We start from the raw sequence: 6468 nt of genomic DNA, 5'->3' as shown, positions 1-6468 counted from the left end.
CATGATCCACATTCCCCCGAATGCTGTGTGGTTGATCTTTACCTTCGATCATCTACCCAGAGTGATCATTTCCACACTTAGAGTGATACCCCCGCTCGTCCTGCGGGGCGTGAGGCGCTCCAACGCGCCCAGGCAAGGCAAGCGAGGCGAAGCAAGATGAGCGCGCCTTGTGGAGGGCGTGGGCGGCGCCTGGAAGGCGAGCAGCGCGCAGGGTTGGGGCGCTCCCCAGCGCATCCGGCGCGCCTGCATAGGGCGAGTGTGGCGCCGCAGGGCGAGCGCGGTGCCGCGAAGCCGAGCACCCCGCAGGACGAGCGGCTCCCGCAGGGTGGGCGCGCGCGCCAGCCCATCCAGCTCGCCTCCGCAGGGTGAGCCCGCCCACGTAAGGCGAGCGCGGTGCCGCAGGACGAGCGCGGACCCGCGTGGCGAGCGCGGCGCCGCGAAGGCAAGCACTCCCTAGGACGGGCGGCTCCCGCAGGGTGGGCGCGGCCCAGCCCGTCCGGCTCGCCTTCGTAGAGCAGGCGCAGCGCCGTAGGGCGAGCACGGCACGCGAGGTGAGCGCCCCGTAGGGCGAGCGTGGTGCCGCAGGGTGAGCGGCTCTGCAACGTGAGCGGGGGTTAGGCGTGGATGGGAGGCGGTAAGGGGGCTGGGCGGTGGGAGGGGGTAGCGGTGGTTGAGGGTGGTGGCGGGGCGCGCTGGGGATGGCGGCGGGGGCGCTGGGGTGGGGGAAACGGGAAACGCCCGGCCCCGCGATTCTGCGGGTCGGGCGTTGTGGTTGTTCAGAGCGAGAGCCCCCAAACGGAATCGAACCGTTGACCTTCTCCTTACCATGGAGACGCTCTGCCGACTGAGCTATAGGGGCCTGTCCGGCGCTGCGGACAGGTGTAACCATACACGGCACTCACCGATGATGCGAACTCGTTCGGGCCTCCGCGCGCTCTTCTGCCCGCCGCTGCGCCGGCAGTTCGATCACCTCGCACAGATCGGCCAGGTCGACGTGTCTGGCCACCTCCGCCACAGAGGTGCAGTCGGCGACCACCCACCCATGCCGGCGCACCCGCAGCAGTTGTTGACCGCCGCGCACCACGCCTACGACCTCGTAGCCGTCGAGGCCGACCCATCGCCTGTCCATAGCGGCACAGAGTAGCCCTCGGGTCTCTCAATTTTTGCCATGCCACACGCGTTACAGGCCATACCGAATCGGTTCAGAGTCGGTAGAAGCCCAAGAAGTCCTTCCGCCGGGTGATGTCGTCCACGCGCACCACCGCCCCGGTCTCGGGCGCGTTCATCATCTTCCCGTTGCCGAGATAGATGCCCACATGGTGGGTTTTGATGGCTTTTTTCGTGATTTTTCCGAAGAAAACCAGGTCCCCCGGCATGGCCACCCCAACCCGCCGCATCCGCCGTACATGATCGTTGGTGTTTCCCGGCCCCAGCACGTCCGACCCGCTCGCCAGCGCGTACACCCATCGCGCGAACCCCGAGCAGTCGAGCCCGCGCGTCCGGGCGGCCGGGCAGGGCTGGATCTTCCCGTGGTATCCCCTGCAGGTCCCGTTCGAGGGGCCAGGATCCTCGGCGTGACCGCCGCCCCACGAGTAGACGATCCTGCGCTGCTCGATCTCGTACGCGATCCGCACGACGTTCTCCGGCACGTACAGCCGGAGCGGCACGGAGGCCGTGGCGGCCAGCAGGACCAGCGCCGCCGCCCCTGCCGCCAGCCGCCACCGCCTCATACCGTCCCGCCCCTGCCAAGCTCTACGGCCTTTAGGAGCCATACTGCCTTATGGCGATAAAGCGCTATAAGGCGCGCTAGCGGGCTTTGAGGGTCAGTTTCACTGAGCCCACCGTGACGTACAGCCCGACCGTGCCCTTCGATCTGGACGGCTTCGTGGTGATCGTGAACGTCGCCTTCTGCCCCCGCGCCAGCTCCCCGACCTGGCACAGCACCGCCGTGCCGCTGAACTTGCACCCGGGCGCCTTCACCACGCGCTGCCCGCCGAACGCCCGCCCCGACACCTTGACGTCCTTGACGGGGTGCGGGCCGGTGTTCGAGACGGTGACCGTGTACGTCTTCCGGCTCCTGGCCGCGCCCGAGACCGTCACCTCGGCCGGCGGGTTGGCCAGCTCCTTGAGCTGGGACTCGGAGCCGTTGAACGAGTTCTGCCCGCCGGCCAGCGTGCCCTTCTCCGCCGACTGCCAGAACGTGTGCCTCTTCCAGCCCTTCGGCAGCTCACCGGGATCGTCGCCCCAGCGGGCGAGCCAGAGCGGGTTCGACTTGAACTTGTCGGAGTTCCCCGTGCAGGTCTGCCACCAGCTTGTGGTGGTGTAGATGATCGCGCGGCGGCCGGTAGCCTCGTGGTACTTCTTGGTGAAGTCCTTGATCCAGTTGACCATGTCCTGGGTGGACAGGTCGTAGCAGTTGTTCTTGCCGTTCTTGTCCTTGTACGGGTTGTCCTCGATATCGAGCACTCCGGGCAGCGTTTGACTGTCGCTGATCCAGTTGCCGCCGTTCTGCAGGAAATAGTCGGCCTGGGCCGCCCCATCGGATTCGTGTGGTTGCGCAAAGTGATATGCGCCCCGGATCAGCCCGGCCCCGGCGGCGCCGCCGTACTGGGCGTCGAAACGCGGGTTGCGGTAGTTCGTCCCCTCGGTGGCCTGGACGAACGCGAACTTCCCGCCCCCCGATGCCACGCTTTCCCAGTCGACGTCGCCCGTCCAGTTACTGACGTCCACCCCGGGAACGCCGTCGGCCGCCTCCGCGACTCCGCCCATCCCTAAGGCAGCAATTACCGCAATTACCCACAGACTTTTCACGCGGGAGATCATTGCGGAGCCTGACACAACCCCGCAAGCCCCGAAATATCGACTGTTTTTGAGGTATCAACCCAATAGACCGTCCCCACTCCCAGGGGTCGTGCTCCCGCCGCCCATTGCGCCCATCGCTCGTCCCCGAGCCGGGCCTCGCCGTGGATCGCGTGCCGCACCCGCCGCTCGTACCGATGCCTGGCCAGCTCCTGCGGCACCGCGCACCAGATCTCGCGCACCTCGGTCCGGGCCTCAACCCCGGCCCGTTCGAGTCCGGCGAGCACCAGCGGCCGCGTCGGCGCCAGCCAGGGGCTCTCCAGCACCGCGCCCCGCCCCGCGCTCGCCAGCAGCGTCCACATGCTCTCCCCGCGGCCGCGCCCAGCCGCCTGCTCCACTCCCGCTCGCCCACGCCGGGCGGCCGTTCGAGCACGTCGGCCAGCGTCTCCTTGAGGTCGTCCTTGCTGAAGACCGGCAGGCCGAGCGCCCGCCCCAGCGCCCGCGCGACCGTGGTCTTCCCGGCCCCGGGCAACCCGTTCACCAGCACCACCATCCGGCACACGGTCAGCCATGCTGCCAGCCCCGGCCGGAAAAACTCCCGAACACCCGGAAAACCGCACCTCAGCGCCCCGAAATCCGCCGTCACAGGCCGTCGTCGGAAACGGTGTTTCCGCAGGTAGGAGCGCTTTATGAACGTGACATTCGCGTTTGCCAAACCGGATTCAACCTGCACAAACTTGATTCGATCCTCAATCGCGCCCCCGACCAGGGGTTATTTCGCCATGCCCGGAGAGGCCGACCATGATCCATGCCCGGGGACTGACCCGAGTGTTCAAAGTCAAGAAGGAGCGTGTGGAAGCCGTACGCGGCATCGACCTGGAGGTGGAGGCCGGCCAGCTCGTCGCCTTCCTGGGGCCCAACGGCGCCGGCAAATCCACCACCCTGCGAATGCTCACGACCCTCCTGCCGCCCACCTCGGGCACCGCCACGGTGGCGGGCCGCGACGTGGCCAAGGACCCGGCGGGCGTGCGTGCCCGCATCGGCTACGTGGGCCAGCGCAACAGCGCGGGCGAGAACTTCCTCGTCCGCGACGAGCTCGTCACCCAGGGCCGCTGCTACGGCCTCGACGCCAGGCAGGCGGCCGCCCGCGCCGAGGAGCTGCTCGACCTGCTCGACCTCAGAGCGCTGGCCAAGCGGCGCCCCGGCACGCTCTCGGGCGGCCAGCGCCGCCGCCTGGACATCGCGCTCGGCCTCATCCACCGCCCCGGCCTGCTCTTCCTCGACGAGCCCTCGACCGGCCTCGACCCGAAGAGCCGCGCCGACATCTGGCAGCACATCCTCCGGCTGCGGGAGACGTACGGGACGACGCTGTTCCTGACCACTCACTACCTGGAGGAAGCCGACAACATGGCCGAACGCGTGGTGATCATCGACAACGGAAAGATCATCGCGGACGGCACCGCCGAGCAGCTCAAGAACGACCTCGCCGGCGACCACATCACGATCACCACCAGCACGGAGGAGGAGGCGCGCAGGGCTGCGGAGCTCGGCGGTGGCTCCGCCGACGGCACCACCGTGCGCCTGCGCGTCCCCAACGCGGCCGCCGCGCTCCCCGACTACCTCAGAACCCTGGACGGCACCGGCATCAAGGTCACCACCGCCGAGACCATCCGTCCGACGCTCGACGACGTGTTCCTCGCTCTTACCGGGAGAAGCCTCACCGATGACGACATTCTTTCGTGACACCGCCACCGTTTTCTCGCGCGAGTTCAAGCCGGTCATGCGCGACTCGGTCGGGCTGCTGTTCGAGATGGGACAGCCGCTGCTGTTCCTGTTCCTGTTCGGGGCGCTGCTGGACGGGGCCGTCGGGTCGTCGTGGCAGTGGTTCGTGCCGGGGATCCTGGTCATGATGTGCCTGACGGGCCCGATGTCCTCCGGCTACACCCTGCTGGTCGAGCTGATCGGCGGCTCGCTGGAGCGCCTGATGGTCACCCCGCTGAACCGTACGGCGATGCTGGTGGGCCGGACGATGAAGACCATGATCGTGCTGTTGGCGCAGGCCGTCCTGATCATCGTGCTGGCCGTCCCCCTGGGCTTCGAGCTGTATCCGGCGGGTGTCCTGGCGGGCCTGGCGCAGCTGGTGGTCTTCGGCGTCGGGCTGGGCTCGCTGTCGTTCGTGCTGGCCATCAAGTCGGCGCCCAGCGGCACGCTCTTCTACGTCGTCAGCCAGTCGGTCATGTTCCCCCTGCTCCTCCTGTCGGGGGTGCTGCTCCCCATGGAGACGGCTCCGGCATGGCTGCGGACGGTCGGGTACGCGAATCCGGTCACGTACATCGTCGAAGGCCAGCGAGCCCTCTTCTCCGGAAACCTGACAAGCCCCTCGATCCTGTACGGGACCGCCGCCGCCTGTGCGATAGCCGCGATCGGCCTGTATCTGGGCAACCGGGCCATGCGCCGGGGTGTCTGAGACCCTTGAGGGATGACTCATCTGACGGTCCCCTGGATCCCCGTACGCCATCGCCTGGACGTGATCCTGTCCCCGGCCCTCCCGCCGCTGGACAAGACCACCTCGGCGTTCGCGTTCGTCTCGGACCTGACCGGCAGAACGCTCATGACGTGCGTGGACAAGGAGGGCCGGGGGTGGGACATCCCCGGCGGCCACCTCGAACCCGGCGAGACGGCCCTCGACGCCGCGACGAGGGAGCTGTATGAGGAGACCGGCCTGCGCCTGCCGTCCACCGTGCTGTCCGCCTTCGCCTGGCAGCGCATCGAGCTCCTGGACGCGGCCCCGGCCGGCTACCGCTACCCGCCGCTGACGTACATGGTGATGTTCAGGGCCCGTCTCCCGCATCCGGGCCGGCCGACCCAGCCGCCGGCCGGCTCGGAGAGCACCAGGGCGGACTGGCTCTCACCATCGGAGATCACCCGCGTCTGCCCTGATCGCACCTGGTTGTCGCTTCTGGACGGCCCCAGCCCGCAATAGCTATTTGGGCGCCTTCTCGGCGAAGAGATAGCCGCCCACGATCACGAACCCGATCTGGAAGAGCCAGAGCCGCACGTCCGCCACCTCGGGCTTCATCTGGCTCCACGCCTGCTCCGGCAGGAAGCCGGGGCCGAGGATGCTGGCCAGGATGACGGTGATGAGCACGCCTAAATAGACGCCGATGAACCAGCTGCGATGGCGGACCGCGCTCTTCTCCAGCAACTGCACCACCGGTGAGTCCGGGGGCGGCGGGGAGAGATCCACCAGTTCGCTCTTCGGTTCGACGTCCTCGGCCCCCTCGGCCCCGGATCGATCTCCGGCGCCAGACGGCTGACTGGCTCCACTCATGTTTCCTCCATCAGCCCATGTGTCAGAGCTGACTACGGGGAGGTGCGTTGGACCACCTCAGACTGCGATGGGACCCACCTCGGAGAGCGAGCCACGTGTTTATGTCAGATTTCTGCCGCTTCATGCGGGATTTCTGCCACGCCGCCCGATCGCGCGTCCCTGCGGGATAAGGCACATCCTAGGGGCCTGTGGGATTCGAGCGCGCCTTTAGCCCACATTTCATGATGACATGACGCGTACTATTTGCCAGAAATACCCGCATATGAGCAACAGGAGGAGATCTTTCCGCACCGGTATAACGTTCTTACTCCGAGGTGTGACAGGACAACACTCGGTAT

8 protein-coding genes, 1 tRNA gene and 1 pseudogene are annotated in these 6468 nt (G+C 67.6%); 3 read left to right on the top strand and 7 right to left on the bottom strand.

Translation table 11 applies throughout. The annotated features are described in order from the left end of the window. Window positions 1-786 precede the first annotated feature (786 nt). From ACIBI9_RS57295 to ACIBI9_RS57270, 6 genes and pseudogenes are all read right to left on the bottom strand, one after another. Window positions 787-859, bottom strand: a tRNA-Thr gene (locus tag ACIBI9_RS57295). A gap of 39 nt (window positions 860-898) precedes the next feature. Then, on the bottom strand, window positions 899-1129 hold the full coding sequence (locus ACIBI9_RS57290) for a transposase (RefSeq protein ID WP_397235846.1): 231 nt from the start codon (window positions 1127-1129) through the stop codon (window positions 899-901). Between the two features lie 73 nt (window positions 1130-1202). Next, entirely contained in the window at window positions 1203-1730 is a 528-nt protein-coding gene (locus ACIBI9_RS57285; RefSeq protein ID WP_397235845.1) for a C40 family peptidase, read from the bottom strand. 76 nt (window positions 1731-1806) lie between these two features. Then, window positions 1807-2769 (bottom strand): GH25 family lysozyme, encoded by a 963-nt coding sequence (locus ACIBI9_RS57280; RefSeq protein WP_397235844.1) that lies wholly within the window; start codon window positions 2767-2769, stop codon window positions 1807-1809. Window positions 2770-2819: 50 nt separating this feature from the next. Further along, complete coding sequence (locus tag ACIBI9_RS57275) at window positions 2820-3197, bottom strand: hypothetical protein (RefSeq protein WP_397235852.1); 378 nt, start codon at window positions 3195-3197, stop codon at window positions 2820-2822. A gap of 26 nt (window positions 3198-3223) precedes the next feature. Next, a pseudogene (locus ACIBI9_RS57270) lies at window positions 3224-3352 on the bottom strand (AAA family ATPase); the annotation flags it as partial. A gap of 248 nt (window positions 3353-3600) precedes the next feature. On the opposite strand from ACIBI9_RS57270, the gene ACIBI9_RS57265 reads away from it, so the two are divergent. The 3 genes from ACIBI9_RS57265 to ACIBI9_RS57255 are packed head-to-tail and all read left to right on the top strand — an operon-like array spanning window position 3601 to window position 5782. Further along, on the top strand, window positions 3601-4542 hold the full coding sequence (locus ACIBI9_RS57265) for an ATP-binding cassette domain-containing protein (RefSeq protein ID WP_397235843.1): 942 nt from the start codon (window positions 3601-3603) through the stop codon (window positions 4540-4542). Continuing rightward, window positions 4523-5266, top strand: a complete 744-nt coding sequence (locus tag ACIBI9_RS57260) for an ABC transporter permease (RefSeq protein ID WP_397235842.1) — start codon at window positions 4523-4525, stop codon at window positions 5264-5266. The genes ACIBI9_RS57265 and ACIBI9_RS57260 overlap by 20 nt, the downstream gene beginning before the upstream one ends. A 12-nt stretch (window positions 5267-5278) precedes the next feature. Beyond that, window positions 5279-5782, top strand: coding sequence for an NUDIX hydrolase (locus tag ACIBI9_RS57255; protein ID WP_397235841.1), 504 nt, complete (start codon window positions 5279-5281; stop codon window positions 5780-5782). Here ACIBI9_RS57255 and ACIBI9_RS57250 read toward each other — a convergent pair whose 3' ends face one another. Further along, window positions 5783-6130, bottom strand: a complete 348-nt coding sequence (locus ACIBI9_RS57250; protein ID WP_397235840.1) for a hypothetical protein — start codon at window positions 6128-6130, stop codon at window positions 5783-5785. Between the last annotated feature and the right edge of the window lie 338 nt (window positions 6131-6468).

The sequence above is a fragment of the Nonomuraea sp. NPDC050451 genome (assembly GCF_044458585.1).
The sequence above is the reverse complement of the archived record's forward strand: the minus strand, read 5'-3'. Positions and strand labels throughout refer to the sequence as shown.